20 protein-coding genes are annotated in these 24,716 nt (G+C 36.9%); 9 read left to right on the top strand and 11 right to left on the bottom strand.

What is annotated here, in order from left to right; all coding sequences use genetic code 11:
- Positions 1–430 precede the first annotated feature (430 nt).
- A complete protein-coding gene (locus CSEC_RS08055) occupies positions 431–1,306 on the top strand; it encodes a hypothetical protein (RefSeq protein ID WP_041017924.1) in 876 nt (291 codons plus the stop codon).
- Here CSEC_RS08055 and CSEC_RS08050 read toward each other — a convergent pair.
- Complete coding sequence (locus CSEC_RS08050; protein WP_041017923.1) at positions 1,266–2,795, bottom strand: putative Na+/H+ antiporter; 1,530 nt, start codon at positions 2,793–2,795, stop codon at positions 1,266–1,268. The genes CSEC_RS08055 and CSEC_RS08050 overlap by 41 nt on opposite strands.
- A gap of 192 nt (positions 2,796–2,987) precedes the next feature.
- Between CSEC_RS08050 and CSEC_RS08045 the strand changes: the two genes are divergently transcribed.
- The 4 genes from CSEC_RS08045 to CSEC_RS08030 all read left to right on the top strand — a co-directional run bounded on the left by CSEC_RS08045 (position 2,988) and on the right by CSEC_RS08030 (position 8,979).
- A complete protein-coding gene (locus tag CSEC_RS08045) occupies positions 2,988–5,540 on the top strand; it encodes an ankyrin repeat domain-containing protein (protein WP_041017922.1) in 2,553 nt (850 codons plus the stop codon).
- A gap of 80 nt (positions 5,541–5,620) precedes the next feature.
- Positions 5,621–6,229, top strand: a complete 609-nt coding sequence (locus CSEC_RS08040; RefSeq protein ID WP_041017921.1) for a D-sedoheptulose-7-phosphate isomerase — start codon at positions 5,621–5,623, stop codon at positions 6,227–6,229.
- Positions 6,230–6,356: 127 nt separating this feature from the next.
- Complete coding sequence (lpxK, locus tag CSEC_RS08035; RefSeq protein WP_053331909.1) at positions 6,357–7,508, top strand: tetraacyldisaccharide 4'-kinase; 1,152 nt, start codon at positions 6,357–6,359, stop codon at positions 7,506–7,508.
- Between the two features lie 238 nt (positions 7,509–7,746).
- The gene (locus CSEC_RS08030; protein WP_041017920.1) at positions 7,747–8,979 is read left to right on the top strand and encodes a dicarboxylate/amino acid:cation symporter; all 1,233 of its coding nucleotides are present in this window, start codon (positions 7,747–7,749) and stop codon (positions 8,977–8,979) included.
- A 201-nt stretch (positions 8,980–9,180) separates the two neighbouring features.
- Here the strand turns inward: CSEC_RS08030 and CSEC_RS08025 are convergent, their stop codons facing one another.
- Entirely contained in the window at positions 9,181–10,623 is a 1,443-nt protein-coding gene (locus CSEC_RS08025) for an NADP-dependent isocitrate dehydrogenase (RefSeq protein WP_202593699.1), read from the bottom strand.
- Positions 10,624–10,691: 68 nt separating this feature from the next.
- Between CSEC_RS08025 and CSEC_RS08020 the strand changes: the two genes are divergently transcribed.
- A complete protein-coding gene (locus CSEC_RS08020) occupies positions 10,692–11,729 on the top strand; it encodes a KpsF/GutQ family sugar-phosphate isomerase (RefSeq protein ID WP_154017662.1) in 1,038 nt (345 codons plus the stop codon).
- Positions 11,730–11,755: 26 nt separating this feature from the next.
- Here the strand turns inward: CSEC_RS08020 and CSEC_RS08015 are convergent, their stop codons facing one another.
- Positions 11,756–12,292 (bottom strand): hypothetical protein, encoded by a 537-nt coding sequence (locus CSEC_RS08015; RefSeq protein ID WP_041017918.1) that lies wholly within the window; start codon positions 12,290–12,292, stop codon positions 11,756–11,758.
- A gap of 242 nt (positions 12,293–12,534) precedes the next feature.
- Here CSEC_RS08015 and CSEC_RS08010 point away from each other — a divergent pair, with 242 nt between their 5' ends.
- Both CSEC_RS08010 and CSEC_RS08005 read left to right on the top strand, forming a co-directional pair.
- Positions 12,535–12,861, top strand: a complete 327-nt coding sequence (locus CSEC_RS08010; RefSeq protein ID WP_041017959.1) for a hypothetical protein — start codon at positions 12,535–12,537, stop codon at positions 12,859–12,861.
- A 106-nt stretch (positions 12,862–12,967) separates the two neighbouring features.
- On the top strand, positions 12,968–14,194 hold the full coding sequence (locus CSEC_RS08005) for a hypothetical protein (RefSeq protein ID WP_041017917.1): 1,227 nt from the start codon (positions 12,968–12,970) through the stop codon (positions 14,192–14,194).
- Between the two features lie 91 nt (positions 14,195–14,285).
- Here the strand turns inward: CSEC_RS08005 and CSEC_RS08000 are convergent, their stop codons facing one another.
- The 6 genes from CSEC_RS08000 to nrdR form a co-directional block, all read right to left on the bottom strand.
- Positions 14,286–15,089, bottom strand: coding sequence for a TrmH family RNA methyltransferase (locus CSEC_RS08000; protein ID WP_041017916.1), 804 nt, complete (start codon positions 15,087–15,089; stop codon positions 14,286–14,288).
- Between the two features lie 104 nt (positions 15,090–15,193).
- Positions 15,194–16,405, bottom strand: a complete 1,212-nt coding sequence (locus CSEC_RS07995) for a CinA family nicotinamide mononucleotide deamidase-related protein (protein WP_041017915.1) — start codon at positions 16,403–16,405, stop codon at positions 15,194–15,196.
- A 6-nt stretch (positions 16,406–16,411) separates the two neighbouring features.
- Complete coding sequence (locus CSEC_RS07990) at positions 16,412–17,125, bottom strand: hypothetical protein (RefSeq protein ID WP_041017914.1); 714 nt, start codon at positions 17,123–17,125, stop codon at positions 16,412–16,414.
- Positions 17,126–17,683: a signal peptidase II gene (gene lspA / locus CSEC_RS07985; RefSeq protein ID WP_053331906.1), complete on the bottom strand. Its 558-nt coding sequence runs from the start codon at positions 17,681–17,683 to the stop codon at positions 17,126–17,128. It abuts the gene before it with no gap.
- A gap of 141 nt (positions 17,684–17,824) precedes the next feature.
- Entirely contained in the window at positions 17,825–18,190 is a 366-nt protein-coding gene (locus CSEC_RS07980; RefSeq protein ID WP_041017913.1) for a TraR/DksA family transcriptional regulator, read from the bottom strand.
- 424 nt (positions 18,191–18,614) lie between these two features.
- Positions 18,615–19,091: a transcriptional regulator NrdR gene (nrdR, locus tag CSEC_RS07975; protein WP_041017912.1), complete on the bottom strand. Its 477-nt coding sequence runs from the start codon at positions 19,089–19,091 to the stop codon at positions 18,615–18,617.
- 144 nt (positions 19,092–19,235) lie between these two features.
- Here nrdR and CSEC_RS07970 point away from each other — a divergent pair, with 144 nt between their 5' ends.
- The gene (locus tag CSEC_RS07970) at positions 19,236–23,015 is read left to right on the top strand and encodes a hypothetical protein (protein ID WP_041017911.1); all 3,780 of its coding nucleotides are present in this window, start codon (positions 19,236–19,238) and stop codon (positions 23,013–23,015) included.
- Here the strand turns inward: CSEC_RS07970 and CSEC_RS07965 are convergent.
- Both CSEC_RS07965 and CSEC_RS07960 read right to left on the bottom strand, forming a co-directional pair.
- Entirely contained in the window at positions 23,009–24,109 is a 1,101-nt protein-coding gene (locus CSEC_RS07965; protein ID WP_041017910.1) for an FUSC family protein, read from the bottom strand. The two genes, CSEC_RS07970 and CSEC_RS07965, sit on opposite strands and share 7 nt — an antisense overlap.
- Before the next feature lie 15 nt (positions 24,110–24,124).
- Complete coding sequence (locus CSEC_RS07960) at positions 24,125–24,712, bottom strand: class I SAM-dependent methyltransferase (RefSeq protein ID WP_053331905.1); 588 nt, start codon at positions 24,710–24,712, stop codon at positions 24,125–24,127.
- Positions 24,713–24,716: the final 4 nt, after the last annotated feature.

The following is a 24,716-nucleotide window of genomic DNA, read 5'->3' as shown; positions in this document are numbered from 1 at the left end:
CTTTTGATCACTGTCAAACATCTTACCGACTAACTGTCGGCTTTTCTTCGTCTTTAAGTTATTCGCTTTTAGCATCGAAGAACAGGCAAGACTATAGCGAAACTTGAATTATTTACGCAAGTGCTTTGTCTTAAAATAGTGATTTTTTTTCACTACCACTTTTTATCTTAGCACTTTAGGTTTTTTTTGCAAACTTTTTTAAAAAAAATTTTTCTCTTTTTTTGGGGCTTTTGGTATACCGAACAAATCCCCTCATGCCTATTAGGATCTATTTTTTACAGTCCCTTAATCTTTCCTGCTCTTTAGTTTTCTTTGAAATCCCTTTAAAAATGCCTAAAAAAATTTTTTACATTTTTTTTGAATTTGGCTAAAAAATTTTTAGTCGGTACAGTTCATTTTTTCTAAAACTTAAGAACTTAAAGAGATTCTCATGTCACCTTTTACCTTCTCACCCTTTACTAGATTTCTAGCCATCCTTCAACTTTGCCTCTGTTTCACAGCTTTTCTCTACTACTTATGCTCACCCTTCCTTCTATCTCGCTATGAGAATCGAAAATTTCTCTCGGAACTAGAGTATGTGATGGGAGTAAATGAGGGGATGTTTCAAAATAAAGCGGATGAATTCAAAGGGATGCTAAGCAAAAATCAGGATTATTTCTTAACTCTTCCCGAGGATAGCCGGGCTCAGCTCCAGAGTAAAAGGGTTGAAATCCTACGAGAAGACTCAGAATTTTCTTTTTTCCAAAAACTATACTCTCTTTTTAGGGAACTGTTTATAGAGGAGTTTCCTTTCAGGCAGACCTTTTTAGCTGCGGGTTTTATTGGGGCTCTTTTTATATTGCTAGATCATCCCCTTGTCTTTTTATTTCTTTTTATTGGCACCGCCGCGCCCATTATTGAACTCTCAACTTTACCGACGACTTCTAAAATAGAGGTTTTGCCGACTGAAGAGTTTCTTATCTCTCACTATATAGATAAAAACTTCAATCAAGAGCCAATTCTCTCTCAGATGAAGTTATTGCAAGAGGCTTTAGATCGCTTTTTTGGGGAAACGTTTGGAAATTCTTCTTTTTTTAAGAAAGAGGGAAACTTTCAGGAACAAGTTGCCCGCGGAAAATGGCTTTATCAAACAGAGAAGCTTTTATCTAAACTCGAATCCCCTCAAGAAAGTGCAAGCGGCCGCACTCTTTTAATTTTTGAATCACTACTCGGAATGATTATTCTCACCTTTGCTTTTTCATCTAAAATTGCCTGCTTAGTAAGGACTAATAAAGCGGCGATAACAGGTAAAATGACGCTGCCATAATGAGAGTTGGAATTAAAGCCCCGTAAAAAAGAGGCAGTGGTTTGATTCCTTTTGGAAAATGTTCAACGAGAATCGATCTTCCAAGAGGATTCGGCGCATTGGCAATTACAGTAAGCCCCCCGCCAACCACAGCCCCCGCCATGATACTGTATTTCATGCCTTCAGCTAAGCTCGGGATCAAAGAAGCTAGGTATGTGATCCCGGCATTGTCATTGAATGCTGTTAAAAAAATGGATAGGAACATTAAAAATCCTTGATCCATCCCCCCTAGGAAAGGGGTTATCCACCATGCTTGTAAACTTCCCAAGACAACCAAACCCGCAAGGAAGAAACCGACCAGCATCGGGGCTTTTAAATTTAAATAATCCTGATGAGGGAGAGTCGCCCTGTAAAAGCCGATAAAAAAGAGAAAGGTCCCAATAAAAATGACGGGATAATGGGCATAGGCTATCACCCAAATAAGAAAAAAGATATGAGTTAACGTGACCCAAAATGGAATCTTTTTTTCTTTTGTTTCCGTCTTTAAAAACGCTTGCTTTCGACCTTCAAGTTCTTTTAACTCTTTTCTAAAAAACAAATAATAAACGGCATTTGCAAGGAGAATTCCTATGAAGGCCTTGCAACCAAAATGAGTCATCATATAAAGCGAGTCCCATTTCCAAATTTTGCCCACCATAATAACCGGGGGGGCTGCAAAACTTGTAAGTACACCTCCCACCGAAAGGTTCGTAAAAAGCAGCCCAAGAGTTGCGTAAGACAACATTTTTGAAGGCTTCAGTTGATAAAACTGGCTTCTTAGAAGAAGAGCTGAAATAGTCATGGCTCCGGGTTCTGTAATCAGAGAACCCGCAAAAGGCCCAATGGTTAAAATCGCAAGCCACCAAGAAGTCACCGTTTCCTTGCCGAGCTTTGCAAACCACTTTAAAAAACTCTCAGCAAAGGAAATAATGGGTCTTGTAGAAGCAATGACCATGATAACCACAACAAAAGCGGGTTCTATATAACTTCTCGAGTCCAGATATTTAATGCAAGTTTTCCAATCATAAAAAAAATACATAGAAACCATCATCGGAATGACCCAGAGTCCAAAGACCACTTCAACTTCGCCAAAAAATTTTAATATCTCGATATAAAAAGGTTCCGGCTGCCCCTTTCTTTTTCGCTCCTTTTCTAATCGGAGGGCGTAATAGTGAATCTTTGGAGCAAAAAAAGAATGAATGATCGAGGCTAAAAAAATTACGAAAGCCACTAGATTAAAAGGTTGAACTTTTATGCGATGCCTTATTTTATTCATGAATCTATCGTAATGAAGGTCATTATAGATGTTGTCTTCTAAGGAAAGAGACTTTATCACGAGACAGTCGTCGCACTCTTCCATAAGATTATGAATGAGGAGAGTAAATCCTAGGATCAAAAGAACATAGGCTAGCACTTTGAGATAATCTTTTACGGTATGGCGAAAATCTTTTACAGTATAGGACGCTTCCATGACGAAACTTAAGTTTCTCTTAAAAAAAGGAAACTTAACTCATATCTTTATTTTACGCCACCTTTCATAGCAGACCTTCTTCTTCACATAGGATTAGCAAAGCATCGCAAAACACATTAATTAATTATTATTGTTAATAAAATATATTTTTTATTAAAATTACCCACCTTAATATTAATATTTAGTAATAAAATGAATAGTTTTGAAATTAATCCTTTATCAAGAACTTGGTCTTTTATACCCCACTTCCCAAAAACTACAGACTGTCCAACTAGTGTTGCAGCTTTTGAAACTCATAGCGGGGAAGAAGCGGGAAAAAAGCGAAAAGAAAAATCTTTAGCGAGATCATATCCTACAATAGAGCCCTTAGACAGCCCAACTCTAAAAAAAGCACGCCTTATTGGTAGTGAGCTGCCCTCCTCTATTCATACCTATTTAATAAGTGCCAACTTTTATAAAGCGTTAAAAACGCTTAAAAAAAAACCAAACTCGGCAACCCACATTGAAAGCAGCTCCAGAAATTCCACACTAATCTCCTTAACTAAAGTAATATGGGAAAAAAAACAGTTTTGTTTGCTATTTCAAGATCTGATAAGACGAGGCGCCGATCCATCCATCTGTAATCGGCTGGGAAGAAATTTTATCCACTGCGCCGCTTCCTATTCAGACATTTCCCATAAAGAATGGGATTATATTTTAAGCATTCTCCAAAAGAAAAGCGGCAAAAACATTTATAGTGTGGATAAATCAGGCATGTCTCCTATGGATCATTTGATTCAAAAGCATTTCAGAAATCCCCTTGAGCTCTTGAAAAGAGCGATAATTTATCTAAAATACTTAAGTCCGGAAAACAAAAAGATAGAAATTCAAGACCTTCTAACTGAAGTTTTCGTCGGCGATATTGAATTTTCAAACCCGGCAAAACTTGCCTATTTCTTAAGAGCCTTGAATCAAGCTGAATCAATAAGTCAACAGGTTTCAGAATTGGTTACAAAAGATGGCAATAATGCATTTCATAAAGTTCTTGAGATGTTTGATGTCTATTTGGATAACCACGAAGTCGACTCATTTGAAGATTTGCTGAGGCTTCTTTATTTTTTTAACGTAGACATCAACCACCCGAATGATGAGGGGGCAACTCCTTTTTTGATTTGCATTGAAACTCATATAAGTTTCAGAAAAAAGTTTAGGATTCTAAAGATTTTTGAAGAATTTAATGTTGATCCCTTTGTCATTTGTGAAAAAACATCAAAAGGAACCCCCATACCCTCATTTGAAACGGTTTTTATTCAACTCTTACGATTACGCCATTCGAAAAATGAAATTCACGAAATTATGGTCCGCTTCTTTTTCAAGGATTACTATAATGAATTTCTTCATCTTTCTCTTCTTGCTAACATTTTTGAGATAGATGTTTTTTGGGAAGTAGATGGTTATAAAGTCGATCTAATTGGAGTTTCTAACTGCAATAGACCTCTTGAAAACTGTTTGCAGCATGAGTGCCTTGATTTCTATGAAGTATTCTCAAGCGATGAACGTGAAGCGTTAGAGCTTTATGATTTTATATCTAAGGATACAAGCAACCTTTTAGGAAAAATTTATGATGACGAAGAAATTGAGGTAACGGCGACTGAATCAAAAGATGAACCGGAAGATATTTTAGATCAATTTTTTACTAAAATAGGCACTATCCTCTCCCAGGCTTTTTCAAATAGCCACTTACATTCACGAAGATTCTCAAAGATCATAAAAAAAGTTCATCCAAAAGAAACCCTGGAAAGTCAACCGGTTGCTCTAATGAAATCTTTTAAAACTACAGGTGAAGAGAGACATCATGTCGGTTTTCTTTTAACTCGAAGCGGTGTTTATATTGGAAACAATGGCTATGCGGCAGGACCCTACCCAGGGGTTTCACATCACCCTTTATCTACACGATCCGAATTAAAAAATTTGATTAAAGAAATTGAAAAACCAAGTGAAGCAGAAGAGTTTTTCCAAAAATTTTTCCCAAGTCGTTTTTCTGAAAAAGAATCCGAATCTCCAATTATCATTCATGACGAGCCTCAAATTGTTGGAAACTGCACAATCAAAAGCTTTGCAGCAATTGAGAAGGCAACTCTTTATAGAGAGGGAAAAAAAACGTTCGGAAAAGTTTTAAATGACTCCGAAATACTTGACTTTGCTATGGAAATACAGGACTTGCATCTTCAGAGACAGCGAAGGTTTTTCTTGCAAAAATATTTAGAGGAGCAAGAGAGGTCTTCAGATTTTGAACCTTACATGCCTATTCTTGCAGCGATTAGTCTTGAATACCATGAGGACTCACTTCCCTATAATTTTCTTGAAACCATAGCATTATGGCTGGCAGATAATAAATCCGAAAAGATACAGCTTAAGTTTATAGACGAACTACTGACTTTGGTCCCATTAGAGGATGAAGTAATAGATAAGGTTTTTGAATATTTACCTTCTCTTCAGAAGCACTATAGACAAACTTCTTTTGATAGACTATTAGGCGCTGCAAATGACTCTTATGAGGAGCTTATTGAATGCTGTTTTTCTCCAAATAGCGCCTCGATCATTCAAGGAGAACCGACTTCATGTCCGCCAACCCCGCCTTATAGAGCTGATTCATGGGATGGCGCTTATCCGCTTGAATCACTACTAATTGAAACATCAGAACTACAAACAGAGCTTTTTCAAGGTTTAAATCATGAAAAAACAGATCAAAGCTTAGGAGAATAAACGCCAGTTTTAAAATTGCAATCAACTCACATTCAATTTAACATCTGTTTTTTGATAAGACTCAACATTCGGTAAATTTGATGAGAGAGAAAATTCAAGCTTCCGTTAAAGAAGCAATTCGAGCGGCAGAAAAACTTTCAGAGTTGGAATCCATCGCTTTTTTAGAAAATTCGGCTATTATGATTGCCGACTGTTTTGAAAGCGGCGGCAAAATTATCATTGCCGGCAATGGCGGAAGCCTATGCGACGCCATGCATTTCGCAGAAGAGCTTACCGGGGTTTTTCGAAATAAAAGAAAAGCTCTACCTGCAATCGCCCTCTCTGAGCCCGGTCATTTAACCTGTGTTGGAAATGACCTCGGGTTTGACTCTGTCTTTTCACGAGGCGTTGAAGCCTATGGAAAAAAAGAAGATATTTTCATAGGATTAACCACGAGCGGAAAGTCAAAAAATCTTTTGAATGCTTTTAAAACGGCAAAAGAGCTTGGACTTAGAACGATTGCTTTTCTTGGTAAATCAGGCGGCCCTTTAAAAGGAGAAGCCGATCTTGAGCTTATAATAGACGGTTTTTCTTTTTCAGACCGTATCCAGGAAGCTCATATGGCTGCCATTCATATCTTAATCGAGATGGTAGAGGAAATTCTTTTTTCTTCAAAAGAAGAGCTTATGCTTTGCAGCTCGAGAAGTTAAGCTTAAGTTCATTTTTTAATTGAAATTATTAGTTGTCAATTTTCCTTTTCTGGCTTTTTATTATTTATTGATCTATCTTAAAAGGTTTGAATTTTTCGGTTATTAATTTTTAAAGGTAAAACACTTTTTGAACAACTTACTTAAAAGCAGCATAGAGACCTGGTTTAAAAAGACGCTTGAAAAAAAAGATTCTAAAAAGATTTTATTTCTTTTGATTTTCTGGCCCTTTTCTTTTCTTTTCAAATTAGGAAGCCTTTGCTTTCATTACTTATACGATAAGAAATTCTTGACCCAAGAATCGGTTAACATTCCCATCTGCAGCATCGGAAATATTGTCTTAGGAGGGGTTGGCAAAACCCCTATCGTTTTATTGCTTGGCCAAGCTTTAGAGGAAAAAGTGCCTCTTGCAATTATTTCAAGGGGGTATCACTCCTCGCTTGAAAAAGCAAACGCCCCTTTTCTTTTATCTAAAGACAATGGGCCTGTCATGTCTGCCCATCATGCAGGCGATGAGCCTTATTTTCTCGCCACCAAACTGCCGAAAGCTAAAGTGATCGTCGGAAAAAATCGAGTAAAGGCGGCAGAGCTTTGCCAAAAATGCGACACAAAATTAATTCTTCTAGATGATGCCATGCAACATAGGAGACTAAAAAGAGATTTTGAAATCGTCGTTTTGGATAGTCAAAATTTATTCGGCTATTTTCGTCATTTTCCCTGCGGGCTTCTAAGGGAAAGTCCAAAGGGTCTAAGACGTGCCAATCTTATTATTTGCAACCACACGGAAGAAAATCAGAATTTAGATGAGCTTAAAGAAAAGATCAAACCTTTCACAAAAGCTCCCATCGTGTTTACAAGATACAAAATGGATCCTTTGCAAGACATTCAAACTTTAAACCCGATTGTCCTTGATAAAGAACCTATTGCCGTCTTTGCAGCCATCGGCAATCCCTTCAGATTCAAAAGCATGCTAGAAAAGGAAGAGTTTAAAATTGTAAATACCTTTTTCTTGCATGACCATGCTTTTGTTTCAAGGAAACTATTAGATTCTTTCGCTCTTAAATCAAAAGAGCTTGGTGCAAAAGCAATTGTCGTTACGGAAAAAGATGCTGTAAAAATTAATAAAAATTGGAAGATCGCTCTCCCAATAGCTGTAGCCCCTATTTCAACTGAAATTATTCAGGGAAAAGAAATATGGGATTTAACGATCAATCACCTTTTATCACTAAGCTTAAAAAAAGAAATGGATCCTTTAAAGGACAATTGTTTCTTTACAAGGTAAACAAAGTTTTTACTTATCTCTTTTTAAAGCTAATTACTTTTAAGTTGTGAAAAAGGAAACAAATAACATTTAATAACTTCAGGCATTTGACTAAGGCTTTGAAATAAATAAGTTAAATGCCGTTAGTCTGGAAAGATCAATCCAGGCATTACAAAAGCCAAAAGCGAATGAACTCAAAAAAAATTAATTTTTTAAAAAGGAGCTTTGATATTCGCTTAATTGGGTATAGGAGATCAATATGAAATTATGGGTTAAAATCCTTATTGCTTTATTTCTTGGCGTGATCGCAGGATTTATCCTTGGCGATTGGTCTACTGTCTTAAAGCCTGTTGGAGACATATTTTTACGATTAATCAATATGATTATCGTGCTTCTTGTCTTAGCCTCTATGACAGTTGGAATTACAAGCATTCATGATCCCCAAAAATTGGGCCGGGTAGGTTTAAAATCGCTTCTTGTTTTTCTATCGACAACAGCTGCCGCTATTCTTATCGGCATTTCTCTTGGAAAGCTTTTTGGAGTAGGGTCAGGTCTTGATTTATCTCGCGCGCAAATTCAAATCACGACTCCCGAAACGCCTTCCATCACAGACATGATCCTTGAAATCATTCCTTATAATCCCATTAAATCGCTTGTTGATGGAAACGTTTTGCAAATCATCACTTTTGCCATTTTTTTAGGTATTTCTATTAATTTTGCAGGAGAAAAAGGCAAGCCTTTAAGAAACTTACTCGATTCTTTAGCAGATGTTATGTATCGGCTGACTTCAATTGTGATGGAGTTTTCTCCAATCGGAGTTTTTGCCATCATGGCTTGGGTCACAGGAGCTTTTGGAATCGACACTCTTATTCAGCTCTCTAAATTTTTAACCACTTTTTATTTAGCTTGTTTGATTCATGCCGTCATAGTTTTTGGCGGCATTCTTTATTTCCTGGCAAAATTAAATCCTTTGCCCTTTATTAGAGGCATGGGAGATGCCATAATGGTGGCATTCTCAACTTGCTCAAGTTCTGCAACTCTTCCAGTATCTATGCACTGTGTTCAGGAAAACCTTGGGGTTTCAAAGAATATCACAAGCTTTGTCCTTCCTTTAGGTTCCACAGTAAATATGAATGGGGCGGCTTTATTTCAGGGAATGGCAGTTGTCTTTTTGGCAAATGCCTACAATGTGGCTTTAGGTTGGCAACAGCTGCTAACTATTGTTGTCACAGCCTCCCTTTCAGCTATCGGCGCTGCAGGAATTCCAGGGACCGGTTTTATCATGCTTTCCGCTGTAGCTGCATCTGTCGGTCTTCCGATTGAAGGGCTTGCTATTTTAGCCGGGATTGACCGGGTAAGGGAAATGGTCTCCACTATCTTAAACGTGCTTGGGGATGCTGTAGCTGCGGTCTATGTTGCCAAGCAAGAAGGCGAGCTTGATGAAAGGCAGTACTACCATGAAGATCTAGTTGAGATGGAGCCTATTGAATAACTCCTTTAATAAAATCTAATGATGTGTCCTATTTTCATGGACGGCTCTTTTTAACGGCACTGCGAGATAGGAAAGATGAGCTAAGCCAGGTTTCTTTGGGCGAGAAACTGAACCGATTCTCGATGCTAAAAAAGATCCCTACCCTTTAATTATGGCAGCCTATGCGTTTAGTCAAAATAGGCACCACAGGTCAAAGAAAAACTATTCATTTTGAGCTAAGTTATAGCCCGGTTTCCCATCAAAATTGAAAAGAGATTCAGTATGCACAAATTCCAATCCTCTGTCCGTTATTTTTTTTAGAAGATCCAGGATATCTTGAGAGGTGATCGGCTTGCCTTTTATCTTATTGACAAAACGAGCGCGCCAGTTATCTATAAAGAAGGTTTCCGGCATTGGATTTGGCCACGCTGTGACGCCGCGATTGCTAATAGAAGATAGGCTAAGCGGGCTTAAGTCTTTTTCCAATTTATCTTTAAGCAAATCAAGAGTATGCTCGCTATCAATAAATACATCTACCCCGACAAGCTCTTTCTTTTGCCTTTTCATTTTGCTTGCCTGTACGATTTTATCAAAGGACATGGATCGATAGTGGACAGGCTTTAATTCTTTTGGCTTTTGATTCAGTCTTTGAATCACAGCTTCCGCAAATTCTTTTGTCCCCACTTTCTCGCGGCTTATGCCTTCTTTGTAAATGTCATAGGTATGAATTCCATCCTCTAAGGTCTTTAGCCAAGCATTATGGATGGTCTCAGCAAGTTTTGGCTCTCCGATATGCGCAAGCATCATTACGGCAGCCAGCAGTAAACCGGAAGGGTTTGCTAAATTTTGACCCGCTCTTCTTGGAGCTGAGCCATGGATCGCTTCAAACATAGCAAGAGTCGGCCCAATATTTGCCGATCCTGCAAGTCCAACAGAGCCGGCAATTTGAGCTGCCACATCCGAAAGAATGTCTCCATAAAGATTTGGCATTACAATCACATCAAAAACTTCCGGTGTATCCGCAAGTTTTGCAGCCCCAATATCTACAATCCAATGCTCATTTTCAATTTCAGGATACTCTTTTGCAATTTCATCAAAAATTTTATGAAAAAGCCCATCGGTTAATTTAAGGATGTTATCTTTAGAAAAACAGGTCACTTTTTTTCGATTTTGGGCTTTGGCAAATTCAAAAGCATATCGAATAATTTTTTCAGAGCCAGGCCTTGATATAATTTTCAGAGCGTGAACCGTGTCTTGGCTTTGCCTATATTCAATGCCCGTATAGAGATCCTCTTCGTTTTCTCGAATGACCACAAGATCCATATTAGGGTGTTTAGTTTTGACAAAAGGATTATAAGCCACACAAGGTCTTATGTTTGCAAAAAGCCCAAGCACGGTTCTTACGGTGACATTCAAACTTTTAAAGCCGCCTCCTTGAGGAGTTGTGATAGGCGCTTTTAAGAAAGCTTTTGTTTTCCGGATAATGTCCCAAGTTTTGGGCTCTATCCCGCAAGATTCGCCCCTTAGATAAACTTTTTCCCCAATTTCAACTTCATGAATATCGATGTTTGCTTTCGAAGCAAATAAAATCGCTAAAACGGCATCCATGATTTCAGGTCCAATTCCATCTCCTCGAGCTATTGCAATAGGTATTTTTTTCATCATGGCCTTCCTAATAAAAAGTGACTTTATTCTTGCAAAGTAGCTTGTTTCAAATTTTTATGCCAGAGCATATGAAAAAATCAGAGCTTGCAACTTCTAACAAAAAAGAACTATATTTGAAGACAAATAAAAAAAGTAAGGAAACTCTCTTGTTAAAAAAGCTTCTAGAAGAAGAACGTGAAAACTTAGAGTATTTTTTTGATAAAATTGATTTAGAGGCGCTTGAAAAAGTTTATTCTATTTTGAAAGCTTGTAAAGGCCTCATCATCTTTTCCGGCGTTGGCAAAAGCGCTCTTGTCGCTAAAAAAATTGCCGCAACCATGACTTCTACAAATACCCGAGCCATTTATCTCTCCCCTATGAACGCTCTTCATGGGGATATAGGGATTGTTAGCAAAGAAGACGTCTTCGTTTTGATCAGCAAGAGCGGAGAGTCTGAAGAGCTTGTTCAACTTCTTCCTTTTTTACGTAACAAGAAAGCCACTTTAGTGGCGGTTGTATCAAATTTATCAAGCAGGCTTGCAAAAGCATCGGACCTCGCCCTTTGTTTGCCTGTAAAAAAAGAGCTTTGTCCTTTTGATTTAGCACCCACAACATCAAGTATTGTACAAATGATCTTTGGCGATGTGATTTCTATCGCCTTAATGCGAGAGAAAAATTTTTCAATTGATGAGTATGCCTTTAATCACCCTGCAGGTCAAATCGGCAAACGACTTACTTTTAAAGTCGGAGATCTTATGCTAACCGGTTCTGAGATTCCAATAGCGCAATCAGAAAGCAAGCTAATTGATTGTTTAGTTGAATTATCTAATAAGCGATGCGGCTCTCTTTTGATTTCAAACAAAAGCTTGGAACTTCTTGGAATATTTACTGACGGAGACCTTCGTCGCGCGCTTCAACAACTTGGCTCTAAAGCACTTGACCTTCCAATAAAAGAACTGATGAATAGCAACCCTAGGACTATCACTCGGGATTCATTAGCAAGAGAAGCCCTGAAATTAATGGAAGGAAGTAAAAAAAATGAAGTGACCGTATTACCTGTTGTCGATGAGCATAAAAAAATACTTGGGCTTCTTAAACTTCATGACTTAATTCAAACCGGAATTTAACCCCCGATTGCCCCCTAATCAGGGGTTTAAGAGTCTTCAGCGTCCTCTCCGATAAATCCGATTCTTGTAAACGATCTTCTCGAAAAATAAGGGAAAAAAAGATCGCATTTCCATTTCTTTTCACTTTGGTTAACTTTTTTTTGTAAGTCGAAGGAAGGGTTATGAACGATAATTTTTTCGCTGTATTTAGAAGATTTTAACCAAATCCCAATCCCATAGTCATTCTTATCTTCAAGATAGCTTACTTTTTTTATTAAAGATAATGGCAGTGTGATTTGCCTTTTATTATTTTCGACATATTGTAAAAGTTCTTCACTCACAATGATTTCATTTGGTTTTCTTTGAAGCCGCATGAGTCTCCTATAAGGCAAAAGACCGTAGGTAAGTAAGGAGGCGCTTAAAATAAGAATCGGCAAGCCCCAGATTTTTAAAAGGGGTTCTCTTATAAAACTGCCAGAAAATGCTAAAAGAAGAACCCCTACCCCTGCTATAAAACTGCCTTTAAAAAGAGCTTTTTTTTCGACTTTAGGGGATACGGAGGAATATATTTTTAATAAATCCATTTGAGGCTCTTTTACTTATGCGTTTCATTTCAAAATTTTTATCATCTTTATCCGATAGATATTTTGCAAGGAAGAAGGAGGTCATCCAAGAGATGGAGCCATCTTCCGTAAAACTTTAATATTCAACTTTTTTTAATAAAGGGAATAAAAAAAAGGATTTTCTTCTATTTTTTAGCAAGTAAAATTTGACCAAATTAAAAAAAAATGTTAACCCTTCTTTAAAAGCTAAAAGGGAGGAAATCGTGGACCTTGTAACTACATTGATCAGTTTAATTAGCGGAGCTCTTGGCGGAAATGCTACTGGGGCTGTAATGAAAGAAAAGAGCATGAGCACTCTTGGAAACAGCGTAACAGGAGCTGTTGGCGGAGGACTCGGAGGCCTTTTAATGCAAGCGCTCGGTTTGCTTGACAACCCTGAAATTGCAAATGCGGCAGGTCAAGGTGTTGAACATCTTCTTGGCAATCTTGATCTTCAAGCCCTACTTTCAAGCATTGGAGGCGGCGCTGGGGGCGGTGTTGTTTTAACTATTCTTACAACTCTTCTTAAAAGCTATTTAAAATCACGATAAATTGTTCGTGCTTTTAAGCACTCTCTTAGATATCTTAAGTTAAAGGGTGCCCTAATAGCCTATTAGGGCATCTTCATATAACCCCTGGATGAAGGAATCGCTTTAAATGGCAGGCTTAATTGCGTCACTAATTGCAGCGTTTCTAGTCATGTTTACAGACATTGCTTTCTCAGAACTTTATACAACGCTTCTATTCTTATTCGGCGGTCTTTTCCTTTATTATTTATATTCTTTGGCTCAGGCCTCAAGTTTAAGCGCTATCCAAAAGATGCAGCAAAACCAAACTCCTTTTTCCTCAGATATCCTGAATAAGGACCCTTGGTTAACCTATTCAAATGCCTACCTCTCTGTGTTTGTCATTTTTTCAATCTATCTTATCTTTGACACAATCATTAAAAATGCGATTGGAATAAAAGGAGCCTTGGCTCTTTGGCTAATCGGTTTCGGATTAGGCACCTGGATTTTAAGTAAATCAGATGAGCGTTTAAGAAGTTATTTCAGTCCGTTTTTTCTAATCGATCGATTTTATACTCTTGGGAACAAAGCTATCTCTCAAGATAAAGATAAAGAACTGCTAAATCATCTCGATGCTTTAAGTGAAATTGCCTGCAATGCTATTGAGCATGTCCAACCAAGCTTAAGCATTACTTCCGCTCAATCTATAAGAAAATTGTCCAAAGATTATCTAACGGCTGCAAAAAGCCTCGGTCATACAGAAAAACGCGAGCCGAATAGTGAAGATCCCGTCATTTTCATGTTGTTTTATATCTTTCAGCGCTACGAAATGATCAGTGATTATGCTATTCGGAAAAGCTTTGAACCGGTGATAGCATCCATTGTGACCTCCCTTGGCGAGATGACTATAGATGCGGCTAAGTATGATATCTCCCTTGCCATCTACCCTATTTTGGAAACAGGTAAGATCGCTTCAAAAGCTGAAAAAAATGGATTCAAGGAAATCGGAGATAAAGCGACATTGACGCTTCTTGAATCAGGAAGACGCATCTTAAAAGAAATCGATGTTTCCTATCTTGAGCTTAAAGAAACTTTTTTTGCCCTTATTAGCCAAATTGAAAACATTTCTAAAGAAGCCTTTAGACAAGATAAGAATGTCAATATTGAACTTCTTATCCATCCTTTCACTATCCTATTAAATTTTTTCAAAGATGAAAAGCTCGCAAACCATAAAGACACCCCGATTATTGTAGCTGATATTAAAAGGGTCCTCAATGAGTTCCAACAGCTTGAGTTGATCTTAAAGACCATGCCTCCTCTTCCGACACTGGAAGAGACTTCTGCGATTGAAGAAAACGAAGAAGAACAATCCAAGTAATAGTTAAATCAATTTGATTTTTCGGATCGTTTCGTTGAAACCTGCATTTGTTTTTGCAAAAAATAGGGTCAAAAAAAATCTTTTATCCTTTCTAACTTCGCTGTCTAAGTGCCTCAAACATTAAAAGGGTTGCGGCCATGGCAACATTAAGAGAATCCGCTCTCCCAAGCATTGGGATTTTTACTTTAATGTCAGCTTTGTCCATCCAAAGAGGGCTTAAGCCAAGCTTTTCTGTTCCAAACGCAATAGCAATCGGTCCTTTTAAATTAGCTTTTGTAAATTCAATATCGCTATGAGGAGTTGCAGCCACAATGGAAATTTGATTTTTTTTAAGCCATTCTAAAAGTGCCTTACCTTCCATCTCAAAAACCGGAACTGTAAAGACGGTCCCGACACTTGCTCGAATAACATTCGGATTATGGATATCAGTCAAAGGATCAGCTACTATTAAAGCTGTGGCATCGACAGCATCAGACGATCTTAAAATGGTTCCCAAATTTCCAGGCTTTTCTATAGCTTCTGCCACAATTATGAGAGGATTTTCTGTTTTTTTTATAAGCGCTTCTAAATCACTCAAGGTTCTATGATGCTTACGCCCTATCCCGATAAGCCCATCCGGTCTATCTCTATAGGAAATTTTTCTAAATACAGACTCTATGCATTCAAAAATTTCAACCTTCTCTTTTCTAAAAGCTTCTATAAGGGCCTCTTCATTCTCCTCTAAAAAGAGAGCGGGGCAATAAAATAAACATTCTAATTTTTGGCCTGATTCCTGAGCCCTAAGTAATTCTCGATGCCCTTCGATGAGGAAGGCTTGATCCCCCTCTCGCGCTCTTCGCTGCATTAATTTGACAGCTCTTTTAATTTTTGGGTTTTGTAAACTGGTCAGGAGCATTGGATACCCTTTTAAATTAGTTTTGGAAAGTCAAGGTCACAAACGAATTCTCTCAAAACCTTTTTTTGGATGAACTCGTAATCGGTGGGCTGCATGAGGTGACCTTAAAATTTAAGCGTATGGTATAAAAAACTAAGAAGACGGTTTGCCCCTTCTTCCCGGATCATTTCTCGGGAGCCGAAAGCCTGTATTTTTTTAACTTTTGGAAGACTATCTTTAAAAGCCAAGGCCATGAAAATGGTTCCGACAGGTTTATCTAAAGTCCCTCCGTCCGGGCCTGCAATCCCTGTAATAGAAGCTCCGATATCCGAATTGAACCTAAGAAGAGCGTTTTTTGCCATAGCTAAGGCTGTTTCAAAGCTTACAGCTCCTTTTTCTTGCAATGTTTCATGGGGAACATTTAGCAAATCCTCTTTTATTTCATTAGAATAGGCTATCAATGACCCCTTAAAAACTAAAGAAGCTCCCCTTTGAGAAGTGATTTTGGAACTCGCAAGGCCGCCGGTGCAAGATTCAGCAAGACTTAAAGATAATTGTTTTTTCTTTAAAAGAGACTGAAGCCCTTCTTCAATAAGCCCATTTGTCGAATCATAAATGTAATCTTTGTATTTCTGATTGATTTCTTGAATAACTTTTTCAAACTCACCTTCCCTTAATCCACCGGGCAAGTCATAAGCTATGATCTCAAGAAGCCCAGGTTTTGGATAGATGCCAAAACTTAAAGTTCGATATTTACTCTTAAACTCTCTTAAAAAAGGGTCTACGTCCCCTTCTCTAAGGTCGGTCATGAAAAAAGTTTTTTCTTTTCCGCCCGCTTCTTTTATTTTAATTCTAGGCAGAACTTCTTTTTCTAAAAGATACGCCATCTCATAGGGAACCCCCGGAAGCAGAAAGATTTTTTTAGACTGCAAGTTAATAAGTTGTCCGGGCGCTGTTCCATAAGGGTTCTCAAGTATTTCGGCCCCGGCAATAACACTTGCTTGGTTAGCCAAGGTCTTAAACTCCCCGAATTTTTCTTTAAGGCGAATTTTTAAGGGTTCATTTAAGGCCATTTTTAAATTAAGAAAGTCAGCAACTGATTCTCTTGTAATGTCATCAAGTGTCGGCCCAAGGCCTCCCGTAATAATGACACAATCGCTCTCATCAAGAGATAGGGAAAGTTTTTTTTGTATTTCCCCTTTTTCATCTTGAATCATGTATATAGCGGAGATTTTCAACCCCAAACGAGTCAAATCTTTTGCAATGAGGGCTGCATTTGTATTCGCAATTTTACCCATTAACAGTTCATTGCCTATCGATAAAATTGAAACTTTCATTTCGGCTTAACCTTTGTTTGGGAGGGCAACTTTTAAACCTTGCGAGAGAAGGGCCGGGTGATTATTGATAAAACGGTAGCATTCTTTACCAATCCGTGCCGGAAAATTGATTCGCTCATTATTGACGATAAAGGGGGTTGGCGTCGTGTTTTGCCTTTGCCAAACAAGTAATTTTTTAAAAATGTTTGTATTAGGAAAGAGAGGGCTTTGATCAATTTTAATAATTTCTTCCGTCTCTTGATTTTTCATAAGCTGCGGGTACGAAAATAAAAGGCCAAAGAAAAAGGAGCCTTCCCCAAAAACCATCGATCGAAATTGCCCATCTTCATTGGAATAAGAAAGGGTATGCATTTGAACTTGAATGATCGGTTTTTTTATTTTTAGTAGATCTGTTTCGTGATTGATTGGAATTCTGAAGATAGAATCGGGATCGTTCGTTAAAAATGCAGCAAATAAGGCTCTATTTAATTCTTGAGGATGGCTTGCTTTTTCTATTTGATTCAGAACCGTCTCTTTATAATTTTCGATAAAGCTTTCTTCCGGAATTAACCAATCTTGATTTTTTATCACCCCTCCGGCTTTAAAAAGCCAAAAAGGTTTTAAAGTTTTAAAAAGAAGCCTCAGTTCATTTTCCGAAAGAAGCATGGGAGCTTTTATAAATTTAGACGCTTCCAAAGGCTTTGGATAGGAGGAAGACCCTATTTGAATTTCGGGATCCATTTACTTGACAGCCTTTCTTTCAATCTGTCCGTTTTTTAACTCAAATAAATAAGCCATGGCCATCCAGGCGACAGAAATAAATATAGCTGTGTCGGCAATATTAAAAACAGGGTAGCTGTATCCCCAAAAAACAAAATAGAACATATCGATCACATGACCATATGTAAAGTAGTCTATGATATTTGCAATCGCGCCCCCGATCAAAAGAGCGTAAGGAAAAAAAAGAGTTTTTCCAAAAGAAAATCGGCAGGCATAAAAAATGAGGAATAAGATAAGGGCGATTCTAAACAGTAAAAGGACTTCTTGATACTCAGAAAAAAGACTCCAAGCCGCCCCTTTGTTGGCTGTATGCACAATAGAGAACTGAACACCTAAAAAATTTTTGAAAACGCCAAAACCGCCATAGGGGTAAGAGCAGAAGAAACACATCTTAGGAAGTTTATTCTGCACCACATACTTGAGCCACTGGTCAAAAAAAAGAACTCCGGCAAAAAGAGAAAGCGAAAATAAAAAATTTCGATTTTTCAGGAGCCTCAGGCTAGTTAGGGAATTTTTCATGAAATTTGATTGCAACTTTTTTTAGGAGACGATTAAAGGCCTTACCGAAAAATTGGCGATTTAAAGATGCCACACTTCAGAATATTTTCTAAAGAAATTAGCTAAAACTCCAATTTTTCGTTAAATAATGTAAAACATTATTTAAATAAGCCCTCTTTCCAACTGCTCTTGAGCTTTGACTGTCATAGTAGCATAGGGAATAGCGTCGAGCCTAGCTTTTGGGATTTCCTCGCCTGTTACATCGCAGATTCCATAAGTATTATCAGCGATTTTTTGAAGCGCTCTTTCAATTTGTCTCAACAAATTGTACTCTTGAGTTGTCACTTCAAGACTAATGGTTCTATCAAAATCATCGGTACCCTGGTCGGCTTGATGTTGCGAATATCCGGTAGCCTCATCAGGTTTTTTTACTTCCTCTGTAGTCCCACGCAATTGCTTTAGAATTTGCTGATGCATTTCTTCTAAACGCTTTTTAAATTGGTCTACTTCCTTTTTTTTAAGAGGCATTCTTTGAACTCCTTAAAACGAAATGTTTCTTCTATAAGAGGGAAGTTAACGAAAAGGGTTAATCCATTAAGCCTTGTTAAACTTTCAAATTTTTCCTAATTATAGAGTATTTCTTTTATCCGCGTTACTTAAATCATGAACTTAAGCCGCGAAATTGTAAGATATTTTTTAATATATTAACTTTTACCGTAGCGGTATTTGCAATTTAACGCATTGATAGTAAAGCCCCCAAAAAGAGCACTACGGTTTAGTGCCGAGGCGACTTTAATTAACCTAAGAGACTTATTTCTGTCTACAAATTTTTAAATTCTAAAAAGATGTCAAGAGTTTAGTTAATATCTTCTTATTTTTCAATATTTTGTATCAGGCGGTCTTCTAAAGTTTATTTGAATAGAAAAGACCTTATCAATCAAAAGATAGCCAATCAAAATTTTTTAGATAAGACAGGTTCTTTCTGATCTTGCACAAACTTGATTGCTTCCATTAAATCACCAAGGTCTGTAAACCGTCGATAAACGCAGGCAAATCGAATATAGGCAATCGGGTCTAAGCCTTGAAGTTTTGCCATGACCATCTCCCCTATTTCTTTCGTAGTGACATCTTTTACTTGTCTTTGCATAAGAGTAAATGTGATTTGATGGGCTATAGCGAACATTTGCTCATGGCTAATTGTAGTATGTCTGCAAGCCGCTTCTAATCCTCGAATTAGCTTGCCTTCATCAAAGTCCTCATATCGACCGTCTCTTTTAAGAACTTGTTGAACAAGTTGAAAGGTTTCAAACGTTGTGAAACGTCTTTGGCAATTAAGACACTCTCTGCGCCTTCTTATGGCATTGATTTCAGGAGCTTCTCTTGAATCTGTGACTTTAAGCTCAGAGTGATTACAAAAGGGACATTTCATTACATAATACCTTTTTGTCTATTGTCAATGGCTATTTACTTTAATAATTTTGCCCTGTTGAGGATATTTTAAGATACAATAATTCAAATGAACTCTTTAGTATGACTTAAAAAAACCTAAAAAATAACCCTATGTGAACTGGATATGAACCATATCTCATCCCTTCCTGAAAAAAGTAGTGATAGCCCATGGCCTGCTAAATCTAATCTAAAAAAAGAATTTTTCTTAAGTAAGGAAGAGGTCTTTAATGAAGTGCATCAACTTTTAGAAAATAAAGAAAGCATGCAGAGAAAAATTAAGGACAGCTCACCTTCAACTCTCGCTCGGAATTGCGCTCTTTTATTATGTCCCTATCAAATGGAACTTTGCATTGAGGAAAAAAACATTCTACTGGAGCTTCTTTTTTTAAATCTTGAAAGACTAATTGAATTATGTCCCGACCCTCAATGCCAGTCCTTACTATCAAGAGCCTCAAAGGAATTAAGTCGAGAGTGCTTTTATAAACTGTCAGAGCAATTTTTTTTTAACGTATTTAAAGAAGAAGTTCCTGACCGAAACCTCCTTCTCAAGCTTACCCTTGATTTATTAAGGACAAATAATAATCTTGAAAGCCATCTCAATTTGTTGACTTTTATTGGAGATGCGATTCGTTATGAAATAAAAGAGGCAAGAGCAGAGGAAATTTGTAAATGGCATTTACCAGGGGAATTAAGTAAAAAATTATTTCTTCAAAACTATAAAGACAAAGATAATCAAGCCGGTTGGAATCTTCTTAAACGATTGATCATAGTTTTCAACGGTAAAGGCATAATAGAAGAAGAAATAGCTTTAAAAACAGCTTTTGGAGAAGACCTTTTCTCTTTAATAGAAGAGGCTATAGCAAGATCTAAGGGCATGTGGATTTTAGAGGTGTTTTCCAAAATCAAAAGCCTCTTTCAATCCCATAAGAAAAAAAACGATCTTATAAAAGATCTTGTAACCTTAGAGCTTAAGAAAGGCAATTTCGAAAACGTAAAAACCATTATTCATGTTTTAAAATTAAGTCATGAAGACATTGATCTTTTTTTCAAAACCATAGTCAAGCTATGTTTTAATCATTTTGAAATGACAAAAAATGAGACCGCTTTGGAAATGGCCTATCTCTGTATTTGTTTCCAAAGTAAAAAGAAACTCCGCTTTTCTTCTCTCTTATTGCAAAAAATTATCTTAGAAAGATTACGAAGTTTTGAGGCCATCCGATTAAATCTATTACAAGACCTATTGCCCCTCTTGACCTTACGCCATGAAAATACCATAAGAAGGCTTTACGACCTTCTTATTTATATGAATGCCAATGAAGTTTATGGACTTCTTAATTGGATAATAAAAAATGATTCTCACAATTTTAATTTTGAATCCCTTCTTGAGACTATTTTAGAAAACGCAGAAAATTCAGGGAAGCATCAATTTTTTAGATTTTATGTCTGCTTTAGCCTTCTTTTTAAGCATCGCAAAAAAATATTTAACGAGACAAGACTTCTTAAAATTATTTCTTTGATGTGTGAAAAAAAAAGTAGTTCCTTTTCAAGAAGTTTTTTAAGCACTTTCAATAATAATCCTCTGACACTCTTATTAAGAGATAAGCACCTCGAAAAGATGACAAGCCTCTTTAACCTGCAATTAGAGGAATTAACTCAAGAGGATCGAGATCTGGCTGTAAAATTACTTTTAAATAGGGCTGATTTTCCAGCACTAAGTCTTGAATCGACTTCAAATCTTTTTCAAAAAGCTCTTTTAGATACAAATGGAAAAGACAACTACCCTAAACATGATCCTCAAACCATAATTAGCCTTATAAAGTTGAGAATCGAGTTTATAGAAGAAAACAAGGTTTTAGATCTGGAATTCAAACCGGGAAGCGTAGACTTTATTTTTTTTAAATTGAATGAGGATAACGCTTCGATTACGCTTTTATTGATGAAATTGATCTCGATCATTATCAAAGAGAAAAAAATCGAACATTCTTATCTACCCGTTGTTTTAAAAGAGATATCAAAGAAAATAAGAACAGTCAGGAATCCCGAAAACCCTGCCTTTTGGACGGGAGAGTTTAACAAAATCCAAGAATCTCTTCTTTCTTACTATCCAAAAGATTTAAGCCTTCTTAAAGTGGTCGCGGAAGTATCCGAAGATCACCCCGATTATGCGATTCTTGTTTTGCAAACGTGGTTTAACTTAAAAAAAATAAAAGGACCCGTCACTAACCAGGAGGGACGGTTAAGTCAAAGAAGAAGAATTTTTACCTCTTTTTTTCCAAAACTCCTTCGATGTTTAAAACCGGAAACCTCGATCCTTGTTCTAACTTTTTTAAATTTTGCAGATGTTAAGCACAATATCAAAGGGGAAAACTACCAGGACTTTATTTCATTTGCCCTTGAAAATTTTTTAAAAGTAATCCATCAATCCACGCCGGAACAAATTTTAACCTTGTTTCCTCTTCTGCAATCCCTTCTTTCTAAAAACCACCTTGGAATTAAAAAAGAAATAATAGGGTTTCGTATTCTAAAAAGAATCCCCTTAATTTTTATGGAAAAAGGAGGCGACTTAAAGGGATTTAACCAACTTGAAGAAACTTTATTTTTATGCTTCCCTCGATTTAAATTTGATCAAATGGAATTTAAAATGAAGTTCTATAAAGAAACGATTGCTCTTAAAAAAGAATATTTAGATGAGCTTTTTCTAAGTTATAAAAGCGCAAATAGCGAAGAAACAAAAAATATTTTAGAAAAGTCCATTTTTACACAAGTTAGAAGCTCTTTAAAACCCTCCACTCCACAAAAGCAAGTCGCTATCTATCTAAAAAAAGTCCTCTTTAATCCAAGATTGCTAAATAGACCCACTTATTTTGCTAACACCACTAGTCTATTGGAGGCCATAGAAGGATATAGCTTTTTCGAGTTAAGTTTAGCATCTGAACTTCTAGATGAGTACTTCAATTACATCAAGACGTTAAGTAAGAAGGAAAGGGGGTTGAAAATCCTATATCATCTGGCTTTATGCACAAAAAATTTCTTGCCTTTACAATTGGATGTGTTTGTAGACCTCTTCCTCTGTTTAGCAAGTTTACGATGGCAGAAATACTCGGAGTATCAATCAGCCCGAATTCATTTGGCAAACATTTTCAAGAAGACTTTGCTTTTTTTGGTTTACACCTCAGAGGAACAAAGGCAAAAAATTCAATTTCTTTGCTGCTTATTTAAAATCATGATTCTTTCAGATCCAAAAACAATTGAGAATAGATCTTTTGCCTTAGTTGATAAAATGACTGCTCTATCTTCCAAAGACTATGTTGAAATGTTTAAACTTTTTAATATTTATCAAGAAAAAGAGGCTATTCAAGATTTTCAAAAAATTCTTTATTTTTGGATAGAAATAATTCCGAATCCGGAGGTATTGACCGAAGTTCACGAACACCTCATCACTTACTCGCTCTCCTCAAAAAAAGCGAATTACCGACTCCCGGATTTTTTTGAAAGTTTTGAAATTTGCCTGAAAAAAATACCTGGAATTCTCAACTTTAAAAATAACTTGCAACACCTTGTTTATCAATCACTTATATGCAGTATAAAACAAATTCCGATCTCTCATGACTTTAAGAAGAACATGGAGGCTACAGGGGCTTTTTTAAGGACTTGTTTTGATTTAAACCTAGTAGAAGGTGGTTCTTTGTTTGATTTATGGTTAACTACCGCCTCATCGCAATTGAAGACAAATAATATAATCGAAATTCTACCTGCACTTTTTTCCTCGAGTAATTTAGAAAATAAAAAATTAATACTGTCAATTCTGCAAAATGCTTGTAACGAACTTGTCCAAATAGACAAAAAAATTAAGATTGCGGCATATATTTCAAAATCATTAGCTTTATTAGATAAGCCTTATTGAGCTTGAGCATAGATTTGATGAACCCTATTATCCAATTTGCAAAGCTCTTCACCTAAAAGCCGCAAGTTAAAAAAGAAAACAAAAAAGCTTTCAATTTCTTGAAGGGAAAAGGATGATGTCATTTTCCCTTCTCTAATCCTCTTTAATTCTAAATCTAAAAGCTCTAATGATCCGAGAAGGTCAACCGGACGATCTCCCGCTTTTTTACTCTCAAACATATCGGCTAGCTGATCCATCGCCTTATTTGTTTTTCTGATTGTGTCTTTAGTAGATTCCCCTAACCCTTGGTCAATAAATTCTTGGACATATTTTTTTCGGGCTAACTTTAAATCTAAAATAGCTTCATAGGCTCTTTCTAGATGTTCTAAGATAAACATCCAATCTTCTATGGAGGTGCGAGTCCTTATTTCAATACGGGATTCTTCAAGGAAAGTGTTTGTTTCTCTTAAAAGCGCCACAATTTCCCTTTTTTCTTTCTCATAGAGCTTCTCTTCGCCATCTTTTTTCAGAATCTCCTGAAATAAATTTTTCATTTTTTTTAAGATGATAGCAATGTTTAAGCGAACTCTGCTTGTCGCATTCATAGGCCAAAGGGAATGGGTCACTATGACGGCAACAAGTATTCCAAGACAGGAATCCATTAAGCGAAAAAAGCCGAAAGTCCAAGGGCTGATATCCGGTTTTAAACGCCAAAGGACCATTAAAATAGTCACTGTAAGAGAAGCTATTCTAACGCTGTCTTTGATTCTTAAAAGAGAGCAAAGCATAACCGTAACAAAATTACTAAAACCAAGCGAGAGAGCATTCGACCCTAAAGTGACAGTTGATATTCCTGCCACAAAAATACCGACAAGGGTTCCTAAAAAACGAACCCATGCAGCCATGTAGGTGCCCCCTAGATGAGCTTGAACCACAACAATTGCAGTAACGACAGTCCACATTCCGCTTACAAGCGCATCAGGTCTATTTAAAACCTGGCTAAAACCAACCCCTAGAAAAAGCCCTAAGGTCGCGGCCACCCCTATTTTTATAGCAAAACGAAGCTGTAAAAAATCGACCCACTCCTCAAAAGATGTTAGCGGTTTACTTTCCATTTAGACCTTAAAAGTTCAAATAGGTTTTGGTTTGGCATGAAGAGCATCGACATTGCTATTGCTTTTAACATACGCATAGATACGAGTATGGTACATATCGTTTAGCTGCAAGCATTGGACCGGGTCCCATCCGGGAACAGAAAATGTATTGCTAATCACTATGGTGCCGGGCTTCAGCTCTTCTTCAAATTTAGCTTTAAGGTCTTGCATTGCGCGGGGATAAAGATAGCAATAAACAATAGAGGCATCGCTTAAATTAACATGAAAAAAATCTTTTTTAACAAATTTTAAGTTGGCTAGCCTTTCCATCTTATTCCAAAGAAGAGAAGTATAAAAAGGAACAGGGGATGTTTCAAAGCCAATGATCTGGCAGTGGGGAAGCTTTTTAGCGATTTGTATAGCCATTCCTCCCCAACCGGAACCTAAATCATAAACAATGCCTTGTGTCTCATTAGACATTAAAGCGAGCGCTTTATTCTTTGCTTTATCTGAAGTCGGCATAGGTGAGATGCCATTTCTTAAACTCCAGAATACGACAGAAACCCAAACCCATAGAATGAAAAAAAAGGAGATAAAAAAAAGGATTATGATAAACGCTTTCACTTAA

This window comes from Criblamydia sequanensis CRIB-18, assembly GCF_000750955.1.
Classification (GTDB): domain Bacteria; phylum Chlamydiota; class Chlamydiia; order Chlamydiales; family Criblamydiaceae; genus Criblamydia; species Criblamydia sequanensis.
Note: the sequence above shows the minus strand (reverse complement) of the source record. Positions and strands in the feature narration are given on the sequence as shown.

Coding starts and splice junctions, on each gene's coding strand:
- CSEC_RS08040 (WP_041017921.1), top strand. CDS start 5,621: ATGAGAGAGAAAATTCAAGCTTCCGTTAAAGAAGCAATTCGAGCGGCA.
- CSEC_RS08015 (WP_041017918.1), bottom strand. CDS start 12,292: ATGGATTTATTAAAAATATATTCCTCCGTATCCCCTAAAGTCGAAAAA.
- CSEC_RS07980 (WP_041017913.1), bottom strand. CDS start 18,190: ATGCCTCTTAAAAAAAAGGAAGTAGACCAATTTAAAAAGCGTTTAGAA.
- CSEC_RS08025 (WP_202593699.1), bottom strand. CDS start 10,623: ATGATGAAAAAAATACCTATTGCAATAGCTCGAGGAGATGGAATTGGA.
- CSEC_RS07990 (WP_041017914.1), bottom strand. CDS start 17,125: ATGGATCCCGAAATTCAAATAGGGTCTTCCTCCTATCCAAAGCCTTTG.
- CSEC_RS08045 (WP_041017922.1), top strand. CDS start 2,988: ATGAATAGTTTTGAAATTAATCCTTTATCAAGAACTTGGTCTTTTATA.
- CSEC_RS07995 (WP_041017915.1), bottom strand. CDS start 16,405: ATGAAAGTTTCAATTTTATCGATAGGCAATGAACTGTTAATGGGTAAA.
- CSEC_RS08020 (WP_154017662.1), top strand. CDS start 10,692: ATGAAAAAATCAGAGCTTGCAACTTCTAACAAAAAAGAACTATATTTG.
- CSEC_RS08055 (WP_041017924.1), top strand. CDS start 431: ATGTCACCTTTTACCTTCTCACCCTTTACTAGATTTCTAGCCATCCTT.
- CSEC_RS08050 (WP_041017923.1), bottom strand. CDS start 2,795: ATGGAAGCGTCCTATACTGTAAAAGATTTTCGCCATACCGTAAAAGAT.
- CSEC_RS07970 (WP_041017911.1), top strand. CDS start 19,236: ATGAACCATATCTCATCCCTTCCTGAAAAAAGTAGTGATAGCCCATGG.
- lspA (WP_053331906.1), bottom strand. CDS start 17,683: ATGAAAAATTCCCTAACTAGCCTGAGGCTCCTGAAAAATCGAAATTTT.
- nrdR (WP_041017912.1), bottom strand. CDS start 19,091: ATGAAATGTCCCTTTTGTAATCACTCTGAGCTTAAAGTCACAGATTCA.
- CSEC_RS08030 (WP_041017920.1), top strand. CDS start 7,747: ATGAAATTATGGGTTAAAATCCTTATTGCTTTATTTCTTGGCGTGATC.
- CSEC_RS07965 (WP_041017910.1), bottom strand. CDS start 24,109: ATGGAAAGTAAACCGCTAACATCTTTTGAGGAGTGGGTCGATTTTTTA.
- CSEC_RS08000 (WP_041017916.1), bottom strand. CDS start 15,089: ATGCTCCTGACCAGTTTACAAAACCCAAAAATTAAAAGAGCTGTCAAA.
- CSEC_RS08005 (WP_041017917.1), top strand. CDS start 12,968: ATGGCAGGCTTAATTGCGTCACTAATTGCAGCGTTTCTAGTCATGTTT.